The sequence below is a fragment of the Streptomyces paromomycinus genome (assembly GCF_003865155.1).
GTDB lineage: Bacteria > Actinomycetota > Actinomycetes > Streptomycetales > Streptomycetaceae > Streptomyces > Streptomyces chrestomyceticus.
Map to the genome: position 1 here is coordinate 9,493,569 of NZ_BHZD01000001.1, position 24,567 is coordinate 9,518,135.

Annotated in this window: 3 protein-coding genes; all 3 read left to right on the plus strand. The window is 74.8% G+C overall.

Annotated features, from left to right (window positions below; translation table 11 throughout):
* The first annotated feature begins 17 nt into the window (after positions 1 to 17).
* The 3 genes from OEIGOIKO_RS40345 to OEIGOIKO_RS40355 all read left to right on the plus strand — a co-directional run bounded on the left by OEIGOIKO_RS40345 (position 18) and on the right by OEIGOIKO_RS40355 (position 24,534).
* Positions 18 to 1,643: an ABC transporter substrate-binding protein gene (locus OEIGOIKO_RS40345; RefSeq protein ID WP_125058226.1), complete on the plus strand. Its 1,626-nt coding sequence runs from the start codon at positions 18 to 20 to the stop codon at positions 1,641 to 1,643.
* 357 nt (positions 1,644 to 2,000) lie between these two features.
* Positions 2,001 to 2,825 carry a 2OG-Fe(II) oxygenase gene (locus tag OEIGOIKO_RS40350; protein ID WP_125058227.1) on the plus strand — a complete coding sequence of 275 codons (825 nt, stop codon included), beginning with the start codon at positions 2,001 to 2,003 and terminating at the stop codon, positions 2,823 to 2,825.
* Between the two features lie 124 nt (positions 2,826 to 2,949).
* Positions 2,950 to 24,534 (plus strand): non-ribosomal peptide synthase/polyketide synthase, encoded by a 21,585-nt coding sequence (locus OEIGOIKO_RS40355; RefSeq protein WP_125058228.1) that lies wholly within the window; start codon positions 2,950 to 2,952, stop codon positions 24,532 to 24,534.
* Positions 24,535 to 24,567 lie beyond the last annotated feature (33 nt).

Below are 24,567 nucleotides of genomic sequence, written 5' to 3' on the forward strand. Positions count from 1 at the left end.
AGGGGGAGGACGCGGCGGTGCTGGACTTCCTGTACAACACGTTCTGGGCCACCTGGATCCGCAAGGCGTGCACGGTCCTCGTCGTACTGGCCGTGGTCGTTCCCCTCGCCGTCATCCTCCCGGGCCGGATCGGGGCTCCCGAGCACTGCGCCGAAGGGGTCGAGCGGAGCGCCGGTGAATGCGTCGGCGTCAACAGTTCCGGTTACGACTTCGGGACACAGGAGATCCATCAGGTCACCGACGCGATCGGCCGGGAGAACGAGCGCATCGCCGGGGACCCGGACATCGTCAGTGTCGCGATGATGCTGCCGTTGCAGCCGAAGTCCGGCGCCGAACGCGCCCAGCTCCGCAGCGAACTGCAGGGCGCCTACCTGGCGCAGTACCGGGCCAACCGCTCGGAGAACAAACCGCTGCTGCGCCTGCTGCTGGCCAACCCGGGCGCCGATTACGGGCAGCAGGAAAAGGTGGTGGACCGGCTCGCGGCGATGGCGGACTCGCCACGCGACAATCTGCGCGCCGTCACCGGCTTCAACCTCAGCCTCGACAACACGAAGAAGGCCGTCGCCCGGCTGACCGGCGAACTGCGGATTCCGGTGCTCGCCAGCAGGGTCAGCGCCGATGAGCTCGCCAATCCCGACGACCGCAGCGGCCGGGTCCCGTATCCGGGGCTGGCCCGGGTCATTCCCACCAACCGGGAGCAGGCGGCCGCGCTCGCCAATTTCCACGGCGGGCTCCGGGACGCGGAAACCGTCCTGGTCAAGGACCTCCGCCCGAACGACATCTACGACGAGTCGCTGGCCAAGGCGTTCAGCCGGCCGGAACCCGGACCGCCGGGACCGAAGGACCAGCCGTTCACCTCGCCCGGCATCAACGACCTGGGTGACACCGGAAACGACTTCACGACGATAGGGCACAACATCTGTGAATCCGACGCGCGCGTGGTCTATTTCGCGGGGCGCCCGGCCCATCTGCGGCTGTTCGCCCTGAAACTGGCCGAGGTCCCGTGCCACGGGAAGAAGTACACCGTCGTCAGCGGGTCGGGTGCGGCGACGCTGGAGCGGTACATGAGCCCGGGCGACTGGGAGAAACTGCGCGGCGACGACGGGGCGGGCGCCACGATCACCGTGCAGTACGCGGCACCGGGCCACCCGGACGCCTGGGACGCGTCCCTGCGTACGTGGGAGAAGGCACGGCGGGCGGACACCGGCAAGGCACCGGCGGCCGGGGACCGGCCGGCGTACCTGACGGAGCCGCAGAGTGAGCTGCGCGAACTCCGCCGCCTGATCGAGCGGCAGGCCGGCGGCGACATCGGGCCGGTGACCCTGGAGGACTCCCGCACGATGCTGGTCCACGACGGCGTACGCACCATCGCCTCGGCCGTCTTCCTGGCCAACGCCCAGGCCGCCGGCACGGTACCGAGACGGGACCGCGTCGCCGCCCAGTGGCCACGGCTGGAGGCCCGGTACCGGGTGCGGGGCACGAGCGGCTGGATCTGTCTGACCAACGGGGGCAACGCGTACGACAAACCGGTGGCGGTCGTGAAGCTCGACCCGGTCACCCGCCGGGTGGCGTTCGTGGGGCTGGGCTGGCCGGAGAAGAAACCCCAGCCGGCCGACTGCGCGGTGCCCAGCGGCACCGGCTGAGAAACACCGGCCCGGCCCCGGACGGACCGGGCCGGGCTTTCCTTCATCTCCGCAGTTTGTCGGAACGTCGTTCCACCGGCACTCGTCCAGGGGCGGTTCGCGGGTTCCCCCGATGGGGCGGGCTGCCGGTGAGCACGGTGTGGCGGGCCGTGCGCCGGGAGAACCTGGTCCCGGACGTGTCCGCGGTATTCCGGCAGCGGTGTGCGCGCGAGCGGGCGCCGAAAGGTCAGGGGCAGTGCTCATATCCTCCCGCACGACCCCGGCTTTCCCGTTTCCGGGGCCGGGGCGGCCGCACGGCGTGGTGCCGGCGGCCGAGCGGAGTCCCCGGCCGTGCACCGCTGAGTGGAGTGTGACGATGTGACTTCGACTGTTTCCGGACCCGGCGCGGACGTCGTGGCCGCCGCGGCAGGTGACTTCGCCCGTGAACTGACCCGGGATTCCCTGCTGCGGCTGGCTCGCCGCGAGATCGCCGCCGTTCACGTCCCCGGCTTCTGCGACCGGCGCATCGCGGCGGAAGCGGCCGGGAAAGCGGTACGGCACAAAGCGCTGGGCAATTATCACAAGAAATATACGAGTACGGTGGGACGAGTGCACCTGCCGCACATCGACACGGCGTGGAATCCCGAACTGACCGCCGAATACCACGATGTCGCACTGGCCTCGATCCAGGAGGTACGCGCGCTGTTCGCGCCGTATCTGTCCCCGGTGGACCACGTCCGTCTGCTGCTCCAGGAATGCTGGCCGGCCGGTGCCGAACTGCTGCGGCTGCGCGGCCGGCCGTGTTTCGTCGGCGCGCTGCGTGTGTTCCGCCCGGACACCTCGGTCTTCCTTCCGCACAACGACCGCATCGAGCAGGAGACGGACGCCCCGGAGGCCGCCGGGGTGACCGAGCAGCTGGTCGCCAACATCTACCTCCAGGTGCCCGAGGAGGGCGGCGACCTTCAGCTGTGGCGGCGCGAACCCACGCACGCCGAGTCCCGCACGATCCTGGAGGTCGAGGGGCTGGACCCGGCGACGGTCGAGCCCCCGGACCACGTGATCCATCCGCAGGCGGGCGACCTGATCGTCTTCAGCTCCCGGATGCTGCACGCCGTCACCCCGGCCCGGGGCGGGCACCGTGTCGGCATGGCGGCGTTCATCGCCTGCAAGGGTCCCGACGAGCCCCTGCGGTACTGGAGCTGACCGGGCCGGGGCCGACGGTCCCCGCCGCTCCCGGTGTTCCCGGCAGGACGCCGCCGCGCCCGGCCCCCTGTGCGGCCCCGCGCAGTCCTGACGCGCCCTTCTTGTGTGAGAGGTCCAGAAAAAAGTGACGTTCGACGAGCAGGACGGCGCGTTGCCCGGTGAGGCCCCGGGCAGCGCCTCGGACACCGCCCGGGACGTGCCGCCCGAGACGCTGGGCGAGCTGTTCACCCGGCAGGCGGCGCGGACGCCCGGCGCCGTCGCCGTGGCGGACGAAACCGTACGCATGACGTACGCGCAGGTGGAGGCCGCCGCCAACCGGCTGTCCCGGGTGCTCCTCGGCAGGGGCGCCGGTCCTCGGCAGGTGGTCGCGCTGGCGCTGCCGCGTACGGCGGACCTGGTCGTGGCCGTCCTGGCGGTGCTCAAATGTGGTGCGGCCTACCTGCCGGTGGACCCCGATCACCCGGCCGGGCGTGTCGCCTTCCTGCTGCGGGACGCCGCGCCTGTCGCCGTACTGACGGCGCGTGAGGCGGCGGGCGGGCTGCCCGCCGAGAGCGGCGTCCCCGTGATCCTGCTCGACGGCGACCGTACGCGGCGGCTCCTGGACCGGGCTTCACCCGCGCCCGTCACCGACGCCGACCGCGGCGGACGGCCGGACCCGCGCGACTGCGCGTACATCATCCACACATCCGGCTCCACCGGCACCCCCAAGGGCGTCGTGGTCACCCACGCCAACGTCGTCCGCCTGCTCACTTCCACCGCGCACTGGTTCCGCTTCGGCCCGCACGACACCTGGACCCTCTTCCACTCCTGCGCCTTCGACGTCTCGGTGTGGGAGATGTTCGGCGCGCTGCTGACCGGGGGGCGGCTCGTGATCGTCCCGTACCGGACCGGCCGGGTGCCCGCCGAGTTCCTGGCGCTGCTGGCCCGCGAGCGGGTCACCGTCCTGTGCCAGACACCGACCGCCTTCTCCGCGCTGATGACCGCCGACGGCGAACACCCCGGCGAACTGCGGGACGCGCCGCTGCGCGTGGTCGTCCTCGCCGGTGAAGCACTCGACCCCGCCCGGCTCGCCGGCTGGTACGCCCGGCACCCCGACGGCGCGCCGCTGCTCGTCAACATGTACGGCACGACCGAGACCACCGTGCACGCCACCTACGCCGCCTGCGACCGGGCCGGCGCCCGCCCCGGCGCGCCGAGCGCCATCGGGGAGCCGGTTGCGGACCTCACGCTGCACGTGCTGGACGGCCGGCTGGCCGAGGTGCCGCCCGGCGGCACGGGCGAACTGTACGTGGCGGGCGGCGGGCTGGCGCGCGGCTATCTGAACCGCCCCGGCCTGACCGCCGGACGCTTCGTGGCCTGCCCGTCCGGCCCGCCCGGTGCCCGGATGTACCGGACCGGCGACCTGGTGCGGCGCGGGCCCGGCGGCGGTCTGGAGTTCGCCGGCCGCGCCGACGACCAGATCAAGATCCGCGGCTTCCGTGTCGAGCCGGGGGAGGTGGAGTCCGCCCTCGCGGCCCACCCGGACGTCGCCCAGGCCGCGGTGGCCGTCCGCCGGGACGCGGACGGAGGGCCGAGCCTGGTCGGTTACGTCGTGCCGCAGCCGTACCGGCGTCCGGAGCCACCGCACGGGCGTACCGAACGCGCGGCGGACACCGACGCGGCCCTGGCGGTCTGGCGGCAGGTGTACGACGACCTGTACGCGGCCTTCGGACGCCGGCCCGCTGCCTTGGGCGAGGACTTCGCGGGGTGGCGGAACAGCGCCGACGGACGGCCTGTTCCGCTGGAGCAGATGCGCGAGTGGCGGGACGCCACCGCGGACCGGGTACGGGCCCTGCGGCCCCGCCGGGTTCTGGAGATCGGCGTCGGCACCGGCCTCCTCCTGGCCCGGCTCGCCCCGCACTGCGAGAGCTACCGGGGCACCGACCTGTCCGCCGCAGCCGTCACCGGACTGCGCGGCGCGCTCGCGGCGGACCCCGCACTGGCCGCCCGCACCACCCTGACCTGCCAGGCCGCCGACGACATGCGGGGCCTGCCGGAGGGCGGCTTCGACGTCGTCGTACTGAACTCCGTCGCCCAGTACTTCCCCGACGCGGACTACCTCCTCGCCGTCCTGCGCGGCGCCCTCGACCGCCTCACGCCCGGTGGCGCCCTCTTCGTCGGTGACGTACGCGACCTCCGGCTGAACCGCCACTTCCACACCGCACTGCAACGGCTCCGCGCGGCGGCCCGAGGCGTGGTCCCGGACGGCACCGAACTGGCCGCGGCGGTCCGGCGGAGCCTGGCGCGCGACCAGGAGCTGCTGATCGCGCCCGGTTTCTTCACGGCCCTGCCGCACGGAGCGCTGCCCGGGGTGAGTGCGGTGGACCTCCGCGTCAAACGGGGGCGGCACCACAACGAGCTGAGCCGCTACCGGTACGACGTGGTGCTGCGCAAAGGCCCGGTCCCCGTGGTCTCCCTGGCCGGTGCGCCCCGCGTGCGGTGGGGGAGCGAGGTGCGCGGCCTGCCGTCGCTGGCGGAGCGGCTGCGCAGCGACCGGACCGGCGCCTTCCGGGTGAGCGGCATCCCCAACGGGCGCTTGGACGGGTACGTGCCGGGGGCCGGGCCGGCCGGCACCGGGCGGGGGACCGCCGTCGACCCGGAAGACCTGCACGAGCTCGCGGACACGGCCGGTTACCAGGCGCTCGTCACCTGGTCCGGGGCGGACGACGGCAGCCTGGACGCCGTGTTCCTGCGGGGCGGGGGCGCGCCTTCCGGGACGACACCCGTCGCGGCGGCCGACGTGGCGTACACCGACGTCCACCTCCCGGCGGTACGCGCCCACGGAGACCTGCGGGCGCTGACCGCCGAACCGGCCCGGCGCCGGGCCGACGCCGCGCTGGGCACCGCCGTACGCGACGCCGTAGCGGCCCGGCTGCCGCACCACATGGTCCCGTCCGCAGTCCTGGTCCTCGACGAGCTGCCGAGGACGGTGAACGGCAAGCTGGACCGGCGGGCACTGCCCCAGCCGGACCCGGACGACACCCACCGCGCCCCCGGCGGACGCGCACCGCGCGACGCCCGCGAGGACATCCTGTGCGGTCTCTTCGCGGAGACCCTCTCCCTCGCCGAAGTCGGCCCCGACCAGGACTTCTTCCGCCTCGGCGGACATTCGCTGCTGGCCACCGGGCTGGTGAACCGGGTGCGGTCGGCCTTCGGTACCGAGCTGGGCCTGCGCGCGGTGTTCGAGACACCGACCCCGGCCGGCCTGGCCGCGCGGCTGACCGGCGGGGATTCCCGCCGTCCTGCGCTCACGGCCCGGTCCCCGCGCCCCGCCGAGCTGCCGCTGTCCTTCGCACAGCGCCGGATGTGGTTCCTGCACCGCATGGAAGGACCGCGCCCCACCCACCATGTGCCGCTCACCCTCAGGCTCTCCGGACGGCTCGACCGGCAGGCACTGGAAGCGGCGCTGCGTGATGTCGTGACGCGCCACGAGGCCTTGCGCACGGTCTTCCCGGAGGACGGCGAGCGGCCGCGTCAGTCCGTACTGCCCCCGGAGGCCGTGCGGCTCAGCATGACCGTCACCGGGACCACCCCGGATGCCGCACACCGCCTGGTCGACGAGGCCGCGCGCCAGGAGTTCGACCTCGCGGCCGAGCCGCCCGTACGGGCCCGCCTGTTCGTCCTGGGGCCGCAGGAGCACATCCTGTCCCTGACGCTGCATCACATCGCGGCGGACGGCTGGTCCCTGGCCCCGTTGTGGCGCGACCTCTCGCGCGCCTACGAGGAGCGCAGGCAAGGACGCCCGCCGTCCTGGGCCCCGCTGCGCGTGCAGTACGCCGATTACACGCTGTGGCAGCGTGACCTCCTCGACGCGGACGACGGAACCGGCAGCACGACGGCCGCCGCCCAACTCGCCTACTGGACGGAGAAGCTGGCCGGGCTGCCGGACCGGATCACCCTGCCCTGTGACCGGCCGCGCCCTGACGCGCCCACCGGGCGCAGCGGGTCCTGCCGCTTCCAGTGGGACAGCGGGCTCGCGCGAGCGGTGCGCGCGCTGGCGCGGGAGTACGGCGCGACGCCCTCCATGGTGGTGCAGGCAGGGCTCGCCGCGCTCCTGACGCGGCTGGGCGCGGGCGAGGACATTCCGATCGGCACCCCCGTCGCGGGACGTACCGACGAGGCGCTGCACGACCTGATCGGCTTCTTCGTCAACACGCTGGTGCTGCGCGTCGACACGTCGGGCGCGCCGGACTTCCGTACGCTCCTCAGCCGCGTACGCGAGACCGGCCTGGAGGCGTACGACCACCAGGACGTGCCTGTCGAACGGGTCGTGGAGGCACTCCGTCCGGACCGCTCGGGCGACCGTCACCCGCTGTTCCAGACGATGCTGGTCTGGCAGCACACCCCGGCCACCGCCCCTGTCCTGTCCGGTGTCACCGCCGAGGCACGGGAGCTGGCCACCGGCACCCTTGTCACCGACCTGGAGATCAGCGTCACCGAGACGCCCGGCGGTCCCGCCGGGGCGGGCTCCCTGACCGGCGTCGCTCATTTCAACGCCGATCTCTTCGACCACGCCACGGTGGAAGCCCTTCTGGAACGGCTGCGGAGCCTGCTGGCGGACGGGACGGCCGACCCCGACCGGCCGATCGGCGACCTGGACGTGCGCACGGCAGCAGAGCGCGACACGGCCACCGGCTCGCACGGCCGCCAGGCCCTGCTGCCGGAGCTGTTCGCGCGCCAGGCGGCCCGTACACCCGGCGCTCCGGCCGTGACCTTCCGCGACACCACCCTGACGTACGGAGCGCTCGACGCAGCCGCCAACCGGCTGGCCCGCGTGCTCCTCGCGCGCGGCGCCGGGCCGGAACAGTACGTGGCGCTGGAACTGCCACGCTCGGCGGACCTCGTCACTGCCGTACTCGCGGTGCTGAAGACCGGCGCGGCCTACGTGCCCCTGGAACCCGGGCAGCCCGCCGAACGCAACAACAAGATCCTGCGTGCCGCCCGCCCGATGCTGCTGCTCACCACCCGCACCCCGGCGGCCGCGCCACCCGTGCCTCATCTCACCTGGGACGGTGCGGAGCTGGCCGACGCGCTCCGCCGGTCCCCTGACGCACCCGTACGAGACCACGAGCGCGTCTGCCCGCTGCTGCCCGCCCACCCCGCCTACGTCATCCACACCTCCGGTTCCACCGGCGAACCCAAGGGCGTGGTGGTCCCGCACCACGCCGTCGCCCGCCTGTTCCACGACACCCTGCACCTGGGCTTCCGCGCCGACGACGTCACAGCGCTGCTCCACTCGCACACCTTCGACCTCTCGGTCTGGGAGATGTGGGGGCCTCTCCTGCACGGTGGCCGCCTGGTCGTGGTGCCGTACGAGGAGAGCCGGTCCCCGGCGGAACTGCTGCGCCTGCTCGTGCGAGAAGGCGTCACCTTGCTCCATCAGACATCGACCGCCTTCGAGCACCTGACGCACACCCTGCGCGAAGAACCCGCCCTCGCCGGAGAACTGGCCCTGCGCCGCGTCGAACTGGGCGCCGAAGTGTTGCTGCCCCGCACCGCGCGAGCGGGCCGGGAACTGCTGCCCGGCGCGCGCTTCGTCCACGCGTACGGACCCACCGAGGCCACGGTATTCGCCATCGCCGGATTCCTCGACGGGCCCCTGCCGGACTCCCGGCCCCTGCCGCTCGGCCGGCCACTGGGCGGCATCCGTGCCTACGTCCTGGACGACGCGCTGCGCCCGGCCCCGCCGGACGCGGCGGCGGAGCTGTACGTCGCGGGCGCCGGGGTGACTCGCGGCTACCTGGGCCGGAGCGCGCTCACCGCCGAGCGCTTCGTGGCCTGCCCGTACGGGCCGCCGGGGGAGCGGATGTACCGGACGGGGGACGTGGTCCGCCGGCGCGCCGACGGCTCGCTGGAGTTCGTGCGCCGCGCGGACGAGCAGGTGAAGGTACGGGGCTTCCGCGTCGAACCAGGGGAAGTACGGGCCGCGCTGACGTCGCACCCCGCGGTCGGGACGGCAGCGGTCGTAGCCCGGGAGGACCGGCCGGGCGACCGGCGACTGGTCGCGTATGTGACCGCTGCCGCCGGCCGGGCCGCCGACCCGCGGGAGCTGCGCCGGTACGCGGCCGGACGGCTGCCGGACCACATGGTGCCCGCCGCGGTCGTCGTCCTCGACGCCTTGCCGCTGACCACCGCGGGCAAACTGGACCGCGCCCGCCTCCCACGGCCCGACTACGCGGCGGCCTCCGCGCACCGGGCACCCCGCGACGACCGCGAGCGGACCCTGTCCCGCCTCTTCGCCGAGGTGCTCGGCCTCGGTACCGGCGCGGCAGGCGTGGACGACGACTTCTTCGAACTCGGCGGCGACAGCATCATCGCCGTCCAGCTCGTCGGCCGGGCCCGCCGGGCGGGGCTCGCCCTGGCCCCGCGCGACGTCTTCCGCCACCGCACCGTCGCAGCCCTCGCCGCACGGGCAGGTGTGGCGCGGCCGGTACCCGCCGCACCCGCCGGAGACGACAGCGGCCCGCTGCCCCTCACCCCCGTCATGCACGCACTCCGGGAGACCGGCGGGCCGGTTGCGGGCTGTCACCAGGCCGTCCTGGTGCAGGTGCCGCCCGGTCTCGGCACCCGGCACCTGGCCACCGCGCTGCGCACGCTGACCGTCCACCACGACGCGCTGCGGCTGCGGCTGAGCCGGGTGGGGGGAGTGGCGTGGGCCTTGAGCATCGCCCCGCCGGGGGCGGAGTCCGGTACGGGCGGGAGCGCCGGAGCGGACGCCGGTACTGGTACTGGTACCGACGCGGATCTCGTCCGCCGCGTGGACGTCACGGAGCTGGACGACGCCGCACTCGGCGCGGTCGTACGCCGCCACCGGGACGCCGCGCGGGACCGGCTGGACCCGGAGTCGGGCCGGGCCGGGGGCCTCCTCCAGGCCGTGTGGTTCGACGCCGGCGCCGACCGGCCGGGGAAATTGCTGCTGACGATCCACCACCTCGCCGTCGACGGCGTCTCCTGGCGTGTGCTGCTGCCCGATCTGCGCGCCGCCTGGGAAGCTGCCGCAGCCGGCCGCCGTCCCGCGCTCGAACCGGTCGGCACCTCGCTGCGTGCCTGGTCCCAGCGGCTCACCGACCTCGCCCAGCAGCACGACCGGGTCGCCGAACTTCCCCTGTGGACCGGCCTGACCGGCACCGCCGAACCGCCCCTGTCCCGCCTCCCGTACGACCCGTCCCGGGACCTGACGAGCACGGTGCGACGGCTGACCCTGACCCTGCCGCCGGAGCGCACGGCTCCGCTGCTCGGCCCGGTGCCCGCCGCCCTCCACGGCAGGACCGACGACGTCCTGATCACCGCTCTCGGTCTGGCCGTCGCCGACTGGCGCCGCCGTCGTACGGGCTGCCAGGACACCGCCGTCCTGCTCGACATCGAACGGCACGGCCGCGAAGAACCAGGGGACCGGAGCGGCACCGGTACGGCGGAGACCGTCGACCTGGCGCGGACCGTCGGCTGGCTCACCAGCGTCCACCCCGTACGCCTCGACCCGGGCAGCACCGACGCCGCCCGGCTCCGCTCCGGCGGGCCCGCACTGGACCGGGCCTACCGACGCGTCAAGGAACAGCTGCGCTCCGTACCCGGCAACGGCCTCGGTCACGGACTGCTACGCCACCTCAACCCCCGGACGGCCCCGGCCCTCGCCGACGGCACGCGCCCCTTGATCGCCTACAACAACCTCGGCCGCCTCTCGCCGCGGGCCGGGGACTGGGCGCCGGTCCCGGGTTCCGGCGGCATCACCGGCGCAGCCGACCCCGCGCAGCCCGCCACCCACCTCCTCACGCTGGACGCGCTGGTCGAGAGCGGCCCCGGCGGCCCGGTCCTGACGGCGGCCTGGTCCTGGCCCGGCGCGCTGTTCACCGACGACGAGGTACGCGACCTCGCGGACACCTGGTCCGGCCTGCTCACCGCGCTCACGGAGCGGGCCGCCGCACCGGACGCGGACGGCCGCACGCCCGCCGACTTCCCCCTCGTCCCCCTCACCGAGGACGAGACCGCCCGGCTGACGCACGACTGCCCGGACCTCGCCGACGTCTGGCCCCTCACCCCGCTCCAGGAGGGGCTGCTCTTCCACGCCCTGTACGACGAGCAGGCTCCGGACGTCTACACCAGCCAACTCGCCGTGGACCTGCACGGCCCCCTCGACCCGGGCGCCTTGCGCGCGGCAGCACGGGCCGTACTCGACCGGCACCCCGCCCTGCGCGTCGCCTTCCGCCACGACGGCCTGCGCACCCCCGTCCAGGTGGTGCCGCACCCGCGAGCCGTAACTCTTCCGTGGACCGAGCACGACCTCGCGGACCTCACCGGCGACGAACAGGCCGCCTGCGCGGACCGTATCGCCGCCGACGCCCGTGCCACCCGCTTCGACCTGGCCCGTAGCCCCCTGCTTCGGTTTGCTCTGCTGCGCCTCGCACCCGCCCGGCACCGGCTGCTGCTGACGGTCCAGCACCTGATCCTGGACGGCTGGTCCGGGCCGCTGGTGTTGCGGGACCTGCTCGCGGTCCACAGGGCGGGCGGCGATGCCTCGGGCCTGGGCGCTGCGGAGCCGTACCGGGAATACCTGCGCCGGGTCGCCGTGCAGGGCAGGGACCGCACGGCGGCCGAGGCCGCCTGGAGGCAGGCACTCTCCGGCGTGGAAGGTCCGACCCTCGTGGCGTCCGGGCGGGCCGTCGACGCGAGCGCGCGACACGGGCACGTCCGGGCCACGCTGTCCGCCGGGCTGACCGCGTCCCTGCGCGCGCTGGCCCGCCGCCACGGCCTGACGCTGAACACCGTCCTGCAAGGCGCCTGGGCCGTGGTCCTGCGCGGTCTCACCGGGCAGACCGACGTCCTTTTCGGCGCCACGGTCTCCGGGCGGCCCGCCGACGTGCCGGGCGTCGAGGGCATGGTCGGGATGTTCAACAACACCCTGCCGGTGCGGGTCCGTCTCGACGCGGCACGGCCCTTCACCCAGATCCTGACCCGCCTGCAGGACGAACAGGCCGCGCTGCTGCCCCACCAGCACATTGGACTCACTCAACTGCACCGCCTCTGCGGACACGACCAGCTCTTCGACACCCTTCTGGTCTTCGAGAACCTCCCGTCCCACCCCCTCGGCACCGGCACCGGCCCGCTGCAAGCCTCCGCCCCCCGGATCACCTCCGGCACCCACTACCCGCTGAGCCTCGCCGCGCTCCCCGGCGAACGGCTGGGCCTAGAACTGGGCCACCGCTCCGACTTGTTCGACAGCGGTACCGCAGCCGCCACACTGCACCGCCTGGTACGTGTCCTGAAGGCAGCGGCGGACGCCCCGGACCGCCCCGTGGGAGACCTCCCCGTCCTCTCGCCCGGCGAGCGCACCCGCGTCCTCCACACCTGGAGCGCCGCCCCGGAACCCGCCCCCGCGCCACGGACCTGGCCCGCCCTCTTCGAGTCCCAGGCGGCCCGGACCCCCCGTGCCACGGCGGTACGGAGCGCCGGCACCACCCTCACCTACGCCGAACTCGACGCGGCGGCCAACCGGCTGGCACGCCTGCTCGTCCGGCACGGCGCGGGCCCCGAACGGGCGGTGGCCCTCGCCCTGCCACGCTCTGCCGAACTGATCGTCGCGGTCCTCGCCGTCCTGAAGGCCGGAGCCGCCTACGTACCCCTCGACCCGGCCCACCCGGCCGAGCGGATCACCAGCCTGCTGCGCGACACCCGGCCGGTGCTGCTGCTCACCGACAGCGCCACCGCCGGAACCCTGCCACCGGGCCCGGAACCCCGCCGCGTCCTGGACGACCCGGACACCCGAGCCCTGCTCGGCAGTCTCCCGGACACCCCTGTCCAGGACCCCGAGCGCACGGCGCCCCTGCGGCCCCAGCACCCCGCCTACCTCATCCACACGTCCGGCTCGACCGGCGGGCCGAAGGGCGTGCAGGTCCCGCACGAGGGCATCGCCGCACTCGCGGCCGCACAGACCGCGCGCTTCGGCACCGGCCCCGGCAGCGTCGTCCTGCTCTTCGCCTCGCTGAGCTTCGACGCCTCCGTGTCCGACCTGTGCACCGCGCTCCTCTCCGGGGCCACCCTGGCGATCGCCTCCGCCGACTCGCTCCTCGCGGGCGAGGAACTGGCCGGCGCCGTGGCGCGGTTCGGCGTGACCCACCTGAAGCTGCCGCCGAGCGTGCTCGCGGGCCTGCCGTCCGGCGCGCTGCCGCGGAGCGTCGCGCTCGCGGTGGCAGGCGAGCCGTGTCCCGCTGACCTGGCGGCCCGGTGGGCCGCCACACACCATCTGGTGAATGTGTACGGGCCGACGGAGGCGACGGTGTGCGTGACGATGACCGCGCCGTTGACGGGTGGTTCGGTGCCGGCCGTCGGGACGCCGATCGCGGGTGCGCGGGTGTTTGTGCTGGATGTGGGGTTGCGGTTGGTGGCGCCGGGTGTGGTGGGGGAGTTGTATGTGGCGGGGGCCGGGTTGGCGCGTGGCTATCTGAACCGTCCGGGGTTGACGGCGGAGCGTTTTGTGGCGTGTCCGTTCGGGGTGGTGGGGGAGCGGATGTACCGGACGGGTGATCTGGCGCGGTGGCGTGCTGATGGGCAGTTGGAGTTCGTCGGGCGGTCCGATGAGCAGGTGAAGGTGCGGGGTTTCCGGGTGGAGCCGGGGGAGGTGGAGGCGGTCCTCACCGCGCATCCCGGTGTCGCGCGTGCCGCTGTCGTGGTGCGGGAGGACCGGCCGGGCGACCGCAGACTGGTGGCATACGCCGTCCCCGCGCCCGGACACGCTCCGGCGCGCGGCGCACTGCGCGCGTACATGGGCGAGCGGCTGCCCGCGTACCTGGTGCCCTCGGCAATCGTCCTCCTGGACGCGCTGCCCCTCACCCCCAACGGCAAGCTGGACCAGCGTGCCCTTCCGATGCCCGGTGGGCCCGCCCCGGGGCGCGGCCCGCGCGACGCCCGCGAGGAGATCCTGTGCGGCCTGTTCGCCGAGGTGCTCGGTCTGCCGGAGGCAGGTGCCGAGGACGACTTCTTCGCACTGGGCGGGCACTCCCTCCTCGCGACCCGGCTCGTCAGCCTGGCCCGCGCGGCGCTGGGCCGGGAGCTGACCATCCGCGCTCTGTTCGAAGCACGTACTCCGGCCGCGCTGGCGCGTCGCGTCGGCGGCGCGGCGGCCGCCCGGCCCGCCGTCGCACGGGCCGAACGGCCTGCCCGGCTGCCGCTGTCCTCGGCGCAGCGACGCCTGTGGTTCCTGCACCGGCTGGACGGGCCGGACGCGACGTACAACGTGCCGCTGGTGCTGCGGCTGCGCGGAACGCTGGATTCCGAGGCGCTGGCCGCCGCGCTGGGGGACGTGGCGGGGCGGCACGAGGCGCTGCGTACGGTGTTCGCCGAGGCGGCGGACGGCGAGCCGTACCAGGTGGTGCGCGACCACGACGCGGGGCGGCCGTACCTGACGGTGACGCAGGTCGACGACGTGGCGGCCGACGCGCCCGAGGTGACCCGGTCCGTGCGTCACGCCTTCGACCTGGCCGGTGAACTGCCGTTCCGCGCCGAACTGTTCCGGGGCCCGCAGGACGAGTCGCTGCTGGTCCTCCTCGTCCATCACATCGCGGCGGACGGCTGGTCGCTGGCACCCCTGTGGCGGGATGTGGCGACGGCGTACGAGGCGCGGACGGAGGGGAGAGCGCCGGACTGGCGCGCGCTGCCGGTGCAGTACGTGGACTTCGCACTGTGGCAGCGGGACATGCTGGCGTCCGGCAGCGACACAGTGGCGCGGCAGACGGCGTTCTGGCGGCGGGAGCTGCACGGCCTGCCCGAAGAGCTGGCGTTGCCGTACGACCGCCCGCGCCCGGCAGTCGCCGACCGTCAGGGAGCGGTGGTCGCGTACCGGTGGGACGCGGAGTTGCACGGCCGGGTGGTGAAACTGGCCCGGGAGTGCGCGGCGAGTGTGTCCATGGTGGTGCAGGCCGCGCTGGCGGCGCTGCTCACCCGGCTGGGGGCGGGGACGGACATCCCGCTGGGGGTGCCGGTCGCGGGCCGTGCCGACGCGGCGCTGGACGAGGTGGTCGGCTTCTTCGTCAACACGCTGGCGCTGCGCACCGACACCTCCGGCGACCCGTCGTTCCGCACCTTGGTGGACCGGGTGCGGGAGACGAACCTGCGGGCCTACGCCCATCAGGACGTACCGTTCGAGCGGCTGGTCGAGGCACTGAACCCGGACCGCTCGGCCGGCCGCAACCCGCTCTTCCAGGTCGCCCTCGCGACGAACGGTACGGACCGGTCCGGGTACGGCCTCCCGGGGGCCGAGGCCGAGCAGGTCCATGTCTGCACCGGGACCGCGAAGATGGACCTGACCGTCGCCGTACGGGAGCGCCGGGACGCGGGGCGGGCTCCGGCCGGCATCGAGGGGGAGGCGGAGTTCCGCACCGCCCTGTTCGACCGGGCCACCGTCGAAGGGCTGCTCACGCGCCTGCGCAGACTGCTGGAAGCGGCCGTCGCCGATCCGGACCGGCCCGTCGGCAGCCTGGAGATCCTGACCTCCGCCGAGCGGGACGCACTGCTGGGAACCGCGGACCGCACCTCCCGCGCGCTGCCCGCCGCGACGCTTTTCGAACTCTTCGAGGCCCAGGCGGCCCGTACCCCCGACGCGCCGGCGGTCGCCTCACCGGACGCCCGGCTCACCTACGCGGAACTGGACGCCCGCGCCAACCGCCTGGCCCGGCTGCTGGCCGCCCGGGGCACGGGCCCGGAAGACGTGGTGGCCCTGGCGCTGCCGCGCTCCGCCGAGTCCGTCACAGCCGTGCTCGCCGTCCTCAAGGCAGGCGCCGCCTACCTCCCCGTCGACCCCGCCTACCCGCCCGCGCGCATCGCCTTCCTGCTCCGCGACGCGGCCCCCGTCCTCCTGGTCACCGACCAGCCGACCGGCGCCACGCTCCCCGGCACGTCCGTACCCCGCCTCCTCCTGGACGCGGACGCCACCGAGCGTGCCCTCGCGGATCTGCCGGACACCGGCCTCACCGACGCCGAGCGGACGGCCCCCGCCTTTCCCGACAGCTCCGCCTACGTGATCCACACCTCCGGCTCCTCCGGGACACCGAAGGGCGTGCTGGTCTCCCACCGCGGCATCGCCTCCCTCGCCGCGGCGCAGCGCGAACGCCTCGGCGCCGGGGCGGGCAGCCGGGTGGCGGCCTTCGCCTCGCCCAGTTTCGACGCGTCCTTCTGGGAGCTGTGCCTGGCCCTCCTGACGGGCGCCTGCCTCGTCACCGTGCCCCCGGACCGCCTGCTGCCGGGCGCGCCCCTGGCCACGACCGTGGCCGCGCACGGCGTGACCCACCTGACCCTGCCGCCCTCGTCCCTGGCGGCGCTCGCCCCCGGCAGCCTCCCTGAGGGCGTCACGCTCGTGGTGGCGGGCGAGGCGTGCCCCGCCGCACTGGCGGAACGCTGGGCGCCGGGCCGCTCGATGGTCAACGCGTACGGGCCGACGGAGGCGACGGTGTGCGTGACGATGACCGCGCCGTTGACGGGTGGTTCGGTGCCGGCCGTCGGGACGCCGATCGCGGGTGCGCGGGTGTTTGTGCTGGATGTGGGGTTGCGGTTGGTGGCGCCGGGTGTGGTGGGGGAGTTGTATGTGGCGGGGGCCGGGTTGGCGCGTGGCTATCTGAACCGTCCGGGGTTGACGGCGGAGCGTTTTGTGGCGTGTCCGTTCGGGGTGGTGGGGGAGCGGATGTACCGGACGGGTGATCTGGCGCGGTGGCGTGCTGATGGGCAGTTGGAGTTCGTCGGGCGGTCCGATGAGCAGGTGAAGGTGCGGGGTTTCCGGGTGGAGCCGGGGGAGGTGGAGGCGGTCCTCACCGCGCATCCCGGTGTCGCGCGTGCCGCTGTCGTGGTGCGGGAGGACCGGCCGGGCGACCGCAGACTGGTGGCATACGCCGTGCCCGTCGGCGCCACCCCACGGCGGCCGGACGGCCCCCCGGGACAGCCGGGCAGCAGCGCGCCGGACCCCGCGGACGTGCACGCCTTCCTCGGCGCCCGGCTGCCCGCCCACCTGCTCCCGGCCGCGATCGTGTTCCTGGACGACCTGCCGCTGACGGCCAACGGCAAGCTGGACCACCGCGCTCTGCCGGCGCCGGACACCGGCGGCCGGCCCTCCGGCCGCGCCTCCCGCACCCCCGAAGAGGACGTGCTCCGCCACCTGTTCGCCGAGGTGCTCGGCGTGCCCGAGGTCGGTGCCGAGGACGGTTTCTTCGCACTCGGCGGCCATTCCCTGCTCGCCACCCGGCTGGTCAACCGGGTCCGCGCCGTCCTGGGCGCGGAACTCGGACTCCGCGCCGTCTTCGAGACACCCACCCCCGCCGCCCTGGCCACCCGGCTGGGCACCGCGGCCCGCCCGCGCCCGGCGCTCCGCCCGCTGCCCCGGCCCGCCCGCGTGCCGCTGTCGTCCGGCCAGCGGCGGCTCTGGACGCTGCACCGGATGACGGGACCGGACGCGACGTACAACGTGCCGCTGGTCCTGCGGCTGCGCGGCGCGCTGGACGCCGACGCGCTGGACGCGGCGCTGGGAGACGTACTGGAGCGGCACGAGGTGCTGCGGACGGTGTACGCCGAAGCGGCGGACGGCGAGCCGTACCAGGTGCCGCGCCCGGCCGACGGCCCTTTCCTCGTCCGGACGCCGGCCGCGCACCGGTCCGCCGACGCGCTGGAGCGAGCGGTACGCCGCGCGACGCGCCACGTGTTCGACCTGGCGACGGACATCCCGTTCCGCGCCGAGTTGTTCTCGTGCGCCGGAGACGAGTCGGTGCTGGTGGTCGTGGTGCACCACATCGCCGCGGACGGCTGGTCGCTGGCGCCGCTGTGGCGGGACGTGGCGACGGCGTACGCGGCGCGGGCCGCCGGCCGCGCCCCGGACCGGGACGCGTTGCCGGTGCAGTACGCAGACTTCGCGCTGTGGCAACGGCAGACGTCGGCGGACGGCGGGAGCACGGAACGGCACGTCGAGTTCTGGCGGGAGGAACTGCGCGACGCGCCGCGCCGGTTGACGCTGCCTTACGACCGTACGCGTCCGGCCGCCACCGGCCACCGGGGAGCGGTCGTGGCGTTCCGCTGGGACTCGGAACTGCACGGCCGCGTCACGGAGCTGGCCCGGCAGCACGGAGCGAGCGTGTTCATGGTGGCGCAGGCCGCCGTCGCGGCGCTGCTGACCCGGCTCGGAGCGGGGACGGACGTGCCGCTGGGTACCCCCGTCGCAGGCCGCACCGACGCCGCGCTGGACGACGTCGTCGGCTTCTTCGTCAACACGCTGGTGCTGCGCACCGACACCTCCGGCGACCCGTCGTTCCACGAGCTGGTGCGGCGGGTACGGGAGCGTGACCTGCGGGCGTACGCGCACCAGGACGTGCCCTTCGAACGGCTCGTCGAGACGCTGAACCCGGACCGCGCCGCCGGACGCAACCCGCTCTTCCAGGTCGCGCTGGCCGTGGAGGCGGCATCCGACGACGCTCCGGCCCTCCCCGGAGTGGCGGTCCGGCGGGAAGAGGCGCACACCGGCACCGCCAAGTTCGACCTCTCCTTCCGCCTCACCGAACGGCGGGGCCCCGGCGGGCACCCCGCCGGGATCGACGGTTCGGTGGAGTTCGCCACCGCACTCTTCGACCGCGGCACCGTCGAAACCCTGGCCGTACGGCTGCGACGGCTCCTGACAGCGGTCCTCGCGCGTCCCGACCGGCCCGTCGGAGAGGCCGGCATCCTCTCCGCGGGCGAGCGCCGTCTGCTGCTGCACCGGTGGAGCGGCCCTGCGCGCGGACTGCCGACCGGGCTGCTCCCCGCGCTGTTCGAGGCCCGGGCCGCCGAAGATCCCGGCGCGCCGGCCCTCGTCGAAGGGGGCCGGACGACGACGTACGCGGCGGTCAACACCGACGCCAACCGCCTCGCCCACCTCCTGATCAGCCGTGGCGCGGGCCCGGAGCGCATCGTCGCCCTCTGCCTGCCGAGGTCCGCCACGGCCGTCCTGGCCGTCCTCGCCGTGGCCAAGACAGGCGCCGCCCTCCTCCCCGTGGACCCCGGGCTGCCGCACGAGCGGATCGCACACCTCCTCCGCGACGCCACCCCCGTCCTCGTCATGACCACCGCCGACGCCGCCCGCAAGCTGCCCCCGGACGGGCCGCCGTGCCTGGTCCTGGACGCCGGCACCGCACTCCGGTCCCTCGCCGGGCAGCCGGACCACGACCCGTCCGACGACGACCGGCTCGCCCCGCTCCGGCCCGCACACCCCGCCTACGTCATCCACACCTCCGGCTCCACCGGCCCGCCCAAGGGCGTCGCGGTGCCCCACACGGGCCTGCACGCCCTCGCCGCCGCCCAGACGGCCCGCTTCGGCCTGCGCCCCGGCAGCCGGGTGCTCCAGCTCGCCTCCCCCGGCTTCGACGCGTCCGTCATGGAGACGCTGATGGCGTTCGCGTCCGGCGCCGCGCTGGTCGTGCCGCCGCCCGGCCCGCTCGGCGGCGCCGCGCTCGCGGAGTTCCTGGCCCGGGAGCGCGTCACCCACTGCCTCGTCCCGCCGACGGTGCTGGCCACCGTCCCGTACGCGCCGCTGCCCGACCTGGAGACCCTGGTCATCGGAGGCGAGGCGGGCACGGCCGGGCTGGTGGCCCGCTGGTCGCCCGGCCGCCGCATGATCAACGCGTACGGCCCGACCGAGGCGTCGGTCTGCGCCACCCTCAGCGAACCCCTGTGCGGCGACGGAACCCCGCCGATCGGCGCGCCCGTCACGCACAGCCGGGCCTATGTGCTGGACGCGGCGCTGCGGCCGGTACCGCCGGGTGTCACGGGGGAGCTGTACCTCGCGGGCGCCGGACTGGCACGCGGGTACGCGCACCGGCCCGGGCCGACGGCGGAGCGCTTCGTGGCGTGTCCGTTCGGGGCGGCGGGGGAGCGGATGTACCGGACGGGCGACCTGGCGCGATGGCGTCTCGACGGCCAGTTGGAGTTCGCCGGGCGGGCCGACGACCAGGTGAAGGTACGGGGCGTCCGCATCGAACCGGGTGAGGTGGAGGCGGCCCTCACCGCACATCCCGCCGTCGCCCGCGCCGCCGTCGCCGTCCGTACGGACACGTCGGGCACCGCACGGCTGGTCGGGTACGCGGTCGCGGCACCGGGGGAAGCGGCCCCCGCACCGGGCGCCCTACGGGAGTTCCTGCGCGCCCGGCTGCCCGAGCACCTGGTCCCGGCCGCCGTCGCCCTCCTGGACACGCTTCCGCTGACGGCCGCCGGCAAGCTCGACCGGCGCGCTCTCCCCGACCCCGCCTTCACCCCGGCAACCGCCGGGCGCACGCCGCGCACCCCCGAGGAAGAGGTGCTGTGCGGCCTGTTCGCGGAGGTGCTGCGCCTGCCCTCGGTCGGGATGGACGACAGCTTCTTCGACCTCGGCGGTGACTCCCTGCTGGCCACCCGGCTGGCCGGGCGCATCCGCTCCGTCCTCGGCACCGAACTCGACCTCCGCGCCTTCTTCACCGCCCCGACCGCCGCCGGTACGGCCGGACGGCTGCGTACCGCCCGGCGCCCCCGGCCCGCCCTGCGCCCGCTGCCCCGGCCGGAGGCGGTGCCGCTGTCCCCCGCGCAGCGCCGCCTGTGGTTCCTGCACCGCATGGAAGGGCCGAGCGCCACGTACAACATCCCGCTGGCCATGCGGCTCACCGGCCCGCTGGACGCCTCCGCGCTGCGCACCGCGCTCGTGGACGTGATGGAACGGCACGAAGTGCTGCGGACCGTACTGCCCGAGACCGGCGGTGTGCCGAGGCAGACCGTACTCGGGCGGGACGCCGCGCTCGCCGCCGTGACCGTCACGGACGCGACCGGCCGGGGAGAAGCCGAGGTGGCCGAACGGGTCCGCACGGCGGCCCGCCGCTCCGCCGACCTGACCCGCGAACTCCCGCTCCGCGCCGACCTGCTCGTCCTCGGCCCCGAGGAACACGTCCTGATCCTCGTCCTCCACCACATCGCCGCCGACGGCTGGTCCCTCGGGCCCCTGTGGCGCGACCTGGCCCACGCCTACGCCGCCCGCCGCGACGGCCGCCCGCCCAGCCTGCCGCCCCTGCCCGTCCAGTACGCCGACTACGCCCTCTGGCAGCACGAACTCCTCGGCGACCCCGCCGACCCGGACAGCCTCCTCGCCGAACAGCTCACGTACTGGACCGGGCACCTGCGCGGCCTGCCCGACCAGCTGACCCTGCCCACCGACCGGCCGCGCCCGGCCGTTCCCGCAGGCCGCGGCGAGGTGCTGGCCTTCTCCTGGGACGCGGCCGCACACCAGCGGCTCGCCGCACTCGCCCGGGACTGCGGGGCGAGCGTGTTCATGGTCGTACAGGCCGCGCTGGCGGCCCTGTCGACCCGGCTGGGCGCCGGGACCGACATCCCCCTCGGCACCCCGGCCGCCGGGCGGACCGACGAGGCGCTCGACGACGTCGTGGGCTTCTTCGTCAACACCCTCGTCCTGCGGACCGACACCTCCGGCGACCCGTCCTTCCGCGAACTGATCAGCCGGGTACGGGACGTGAACCTCGCCGCGTACGCCCACCAGGACGTCCCCTTCGACCGCGTGGTGGAAGCCCTCAACCCGCCCCGCACGGCCGCCCGCCACCCGCTCTTCCAGACGCTGCTGACCTGGCGGCCCGCCGCCGGCGGGGAACGGGGGCTGCCCGGCGTCACCGTCACACCGCTGCCCGCCGGCACCGGCACCGCCCGGCTCGACATGGAGATCAACGCCACCGAACACCGCGCACCGGACGGCACCCCGGCCGGTGTCGAGGCGAAGGTCGAGTTCAGCACCGACCTCTTCGACCGCCCCACCGTCGAGGCCTTCGTGGCGCGCCTGTTGCGGCTCACCGACGCCGCGACGGACGACCCGGGCAGGCGCATCGGGCAGGTGGACCTCCGTACCGCCCGCGAACGGCACACCCTGCGCGACCTGAACGACACCGCGCACGGCGTCCCTGACCTGGTCCTGCCGCGCCTCTTCGAGGACCAGGCGGCCACCACCCCTGACGCGCCCGCCCTGATCTGCGACGACCGCACCCTGACCTACGCGGAACTGAACGCCTCGGCGAACCGCCTGGCCCGCCTGCTCGTCGCCCGCGGAGCCGGGCCCGAGGACGTCGTCGGGCTGGCGTTGCCCCGCACCTCCACCATGGTCACCGCTGTCCTCGCCGTGCTCAAGGCAGGCGCCGCCTACCTGTTCCTGGACCCCGGTTACCCCGCCGGGCGCCTCGCCTTCATGCTCGGCGACACCCGACCCGTCCTGCTGGTCACGGACCGCGCCACCGCACCGGCGCTCCCCGGCACGGACGTCCTCGTCACGGACGCCCCGGCCATGGGCGCCCCGGCCACGGACACCCCGGCCACGGACACCCCGGCCATGGGCGTCCCGGCCGTCCCGCGCCTCGTCCTGGACGCGGCGGACGGTGACCGCAACGTCGACCCGGCACGGGACACCGACCTCACCGACGCCGACCGCCGCGCCCCCCTCAAGCCGCTGCACCCCGCCTACGTCATCTACACCTCCGGCTCCACCGGCACCCCCAAGGGCGTCGTCGGCCTGCACCGGGGATGCGTCAACCGCCTGCTGTGGTGCGGCCGCACCTACCCCTGGCACGCCGGACAGCCGGTGCTCGCCAAGACCACCCTGAGCTTCATCGACGGCACCACCGAACTCCTCGGCGCCCTGCTGCACGGCGCGCCGGTCGTCCTCGCGGACTCCCACACCGCCCGCAGCCCCGCCGGTCTGGCCGCCCTCGCCGCCCGCCACCGCGCCACCCGCATCACCGTCGTGCCCAGCCTGCTGGCCGCCCTCCTGGACGGCGACACGGGACTGCTGAAGACCTGCCGTCTGTGGGTGACCAGCGGAGAAGCCCTGCCGCCCGCCCTCTCCCAGCGGTTCGCCGACGCCCTCCCGGACGCCCGCCTGGTCAACTTCTACGGCGCGTCCGAAGCCAGTGGCGACAGTCTGCACGCCGTCGCGCACGGCACCGACGTGGCCGCCGGACGGCCCGTCTGGAACACCCGCGTACACATCCTGGACGCCGCACTGCGCCCGGTCCCGCCGGGCGTACCGGGCGAGATCCACCTGACCGGCGCCGGCCTGGCCCGCGGCTACCTGCGCCGCCCGGCGCTCACCGCCGAACGCTTCGTCGCCGATCCGTACGGGCCGCCCGGCGCACGCATGTACCGGACCGGCGACCTGGGACGGTACCGGCCCGACGGTGCCGTGGAGTACCTCGGCCGGGTGGACGACCAGGTGAAGATCAACGGCGTACGGATCGAGCCGGGTGAGGTGCAGGCCGCGGTGCTCGCCCACCCGGACGTGGCACGCGCCGCCGTGGCCGTCCGCGAGGACACCCCCGGCCGCCGGCGGCTCGTCGCGTACGCCGTGCCCGCTCCCGGTACGGAGCCGGACCCCGCCCGGGTACGGAGCTTCCTGCGCGAACGGCTGCCCCGGTTCATGGTCCCGGCCGCCGTCGTCCTCCTGGACGTACTGCCGCTGACCGCCAACGGCAAACTGGACCGGCGCGCGCTGCCCGCCCCCGTCTTCGCCGCGGCGGAGGGCGGCCGGCCGCCGGGCACGCCGCCCGAGGAGCTGATGAGCGCGCTCTTCGCCGAAGTGCTCGGCCTGCCCTCCGTCGGCCCGGACGACGGTTTCTTCGACCTCGGCGGCGACTCGCTGCTGGCGGCCCGCCTCACCAGCCGCGTCCGCGCGGTCTTCGGCGCCGATCCGGGCCTGCGCGCCCTGTTCTCGGCCCAGTCACCCGCCGGGCTGGTACGGGCCCTGGACGTGGCGGGCGACGGGGGCACGGCGGCGGGCGGGGGCGCCTCGGCCGTCGGGGGCGCCCCGGCCGTCGACGCCCTCGACGTCCTGCTGCCGCTGCGCCCGCACGGCAGCCGCCCGCCACTGTTCTGCGTCCACCCCGCGTCGGGCATCAGCTGGCCGTACGCCGCACTCATGCGCCACCTGGACGACCGTCCCGTGTACGGACTCCAGGCACGCGGTCTGACCGAGCCCGCCGCCCGCCCCGAAACCATCGCGGACATGGCCGCCGACTACCTGGATCAGCTCCGCACCGTCCAGCCCACCGGCCCCTACCACCTGCTCGGCTGGTCCTTCGGGGGCGCAGTCGCCCACGCCATGGCCGTCCGCCTCCAGGAACAGGACGAGAAAGTCGCCTTCCTGGCCCTCCTGGACACCGCGCCCCTCCAGATCGACCCCGATCGCGCACTTCCGCACCACACCGCCCAGGACGTGGCCGAACTGTTCGTCGATTCGGTCGGCTGTGCCGGCGCGCCGGAGGCGCCCGACGCCGCCCGGGCGGCGGAGATTCTGCGGGACCAAGGCAGCGCACTGGCCGCCCTGCTGGCGGAACCCGTGGTGACGGCCGTGGCGGAGACCCTGACCGACAACACCCGGCTGCGCTGGTACACCTTCCGGCCCGCCGTCTTCGAGGGCGACCTGCTGCTCTTCAAGGCGGAGCCCGAACGCGGCGAACCGCACTGGCCCGCCGAAGCATGGCAGCCGTACGTCTCCGGCGCCGTGCGCACCCACGACGCGTGCTGCGAGCACGGGCACATGATGCGGCCGCACGCCCTCGCCCGGATCGGACCCGTGATCGCCGCCGCACTGGACGGGACGCCGCGGCCGTACGGCCACCCGGACGGACCCCCGTCCCGCAGCACGACCAGTCCGTAACCGCAGTCCGTAACCGCACCCCGACACGCCCGC